This is a genomic window from Rhizobacter sp. P3_B12 (genome assembly GCF_056402895.1).
This window is the reverse complement of record NZ_JBFUGN010001255.1, coordinates 1-1,486: the sequence shown is the minus strand read 5'-3', so window position 1 is coordinate 1,486 and position 1,486 is coordinate 1. Positions and strand designations below refer to the sequence as shown.

General features: G+C 70.0%; 1 protein-coding gene and 1 pseudogene. Both read right to left on the bottom strand.

Annotation, left to right across the window (positions count from 1 at the left end; genetic code table 11):
• A partial coding sequence (locus tag AC1D01_RS34295) for an LAGLIDADG family homing endonuclease (RefSeq protein ID WP_477873921.1) occupies window positions 1-1,021 on the bottom strand: 1,021 nt, incomplete at its 3' end.
• Window positions 1,004-1,486: pseudogene (locus AC1D01_RS34290) on the bottom strand (DnaB-like helicase C-terminal domain-containing protein); the annotation flags it as partial. The pseudogene AC1D01_RS34290 and the gene AC1D01_RS34295, both read right to left, overlap by 18 nt.

The following is a 1,486-nucleotide window of genomic DNA, read 5'->3' as shown; positions in this document are numbered from 1 at the left end:
GTTCCTGCATCAGCCCACGCACCTCATCGAACAGTGCCTGCGGCAGCGTGTCGACGTTCGGATTGGCGACCTGCGACGACAAGCGCTCGCGCAGCGCATCGGCGGGCGCGCAGCGCGGGCCGAACGCCCCGACCTGCGTGAGGAAGCGCAATTGCTGTTCCGCGCCGCTCACGTCGACATTCCACAGCGGCCGAGCACCGACTTGCAGGATGCGCCGCAGGCGCGCGACGATGCCGAAGCGCATCAACAACGAAGCGACGTCACGCGCCAACCTCTCGCTGCAGGTCGCGAAATAGACCCGCGCCGAGCCCTTGCTGCCCAGCGGGMGCACATGGATGCAGCCGTCGGTGGCCCACAGGTGGCGCAGGAACAGCGCGACCTGCTCGTTGCCGAGTGCGAACACCGGTTGCGGGACGTGCTTCTCGTGCGAGCGCTGCCCGAACACGCCCAGGCCCTTGAGCCACGCCCCCACGCCCGCGGGATGCCAGCGGTTGCCGTTGCCGGCGATCACGAGCTGGTGCCATTGGCCGCGTCCCACGTGACGGCTGACGGTCGAGCCGATCGCCTGCGCCGCCTCGGTGACGGCCGCGCTGTTCTCCTCGGACGCCGTCGTGTAGCGCATCGGCTGGCCGCTCAGGTAGCTGCCATCGCCGATCAGGTGTGCCAGCAGCACGAGCTCGGCCTCGGCCCAGCGGCCGTGCTGCGAAGGCTCGGGAATCGCGCGCGACAGCGCCATGCGCTCGCCGGGCGTGATGTCGCCCAGCTCCTTCCAGCCCTGAGCCGTCAGCATGCGGTGCTTCGCCGTCGCGACGATCGAGCGGCCACTGGCCAGCGACAGCGTGAAGACCGGCTTGACGCCCACCGACCAGACCTTGTCGCTGTGCGCGCGCACGACCTTCTGCGCCTCGCTGACGGCCAGCACCTCGGGGGTCTGGCCGACCAGTTCGCGGATCGGCCGGCGCTCGCCATTCGCCAGGCAGACCAGCGTGTCGCCGACCACGCACTCGCGCAGGTCGCTCATCATCGGCCGCTTGTCGGTGCGTGTCTCGACGCTTCGGTTCAGCTGCGACAGCGCGATCACCGGGCACTTCAGTTCCTTGGCCAGCGACTTCAGGCCGCGCGAGATCTCGCCGATCACGGTGGCGCGGTTTTCCTCGCTGCCGCCGCCGCTGCCGCTCATCAGCTGCAGGTAGTCGACGACGATCAGGCCGAGCTGCCCGCACTGCCGCGCCTGGCGGCGCGCACGGGCGCGCAGCTCGCTCGGCGACAGCGCCGAGCCTTCGTCGATGAAGACCGCTGCCTTGCCGAGCTTCTCGACCGCCTCGGACAGCCGGCCCCATTCGTCGTCGCGCAGCTTGCCGGTGCGCAGGTTGCTCTGGTCGATGCGGCCGAGCGAGCCGACCATCCGCAACGCGAGTTGCGCCGCGCCCATTTCCATCGAGAACACGACGACCGGCAGGCCCTCGTTCACCGCGACGTTCTCGGC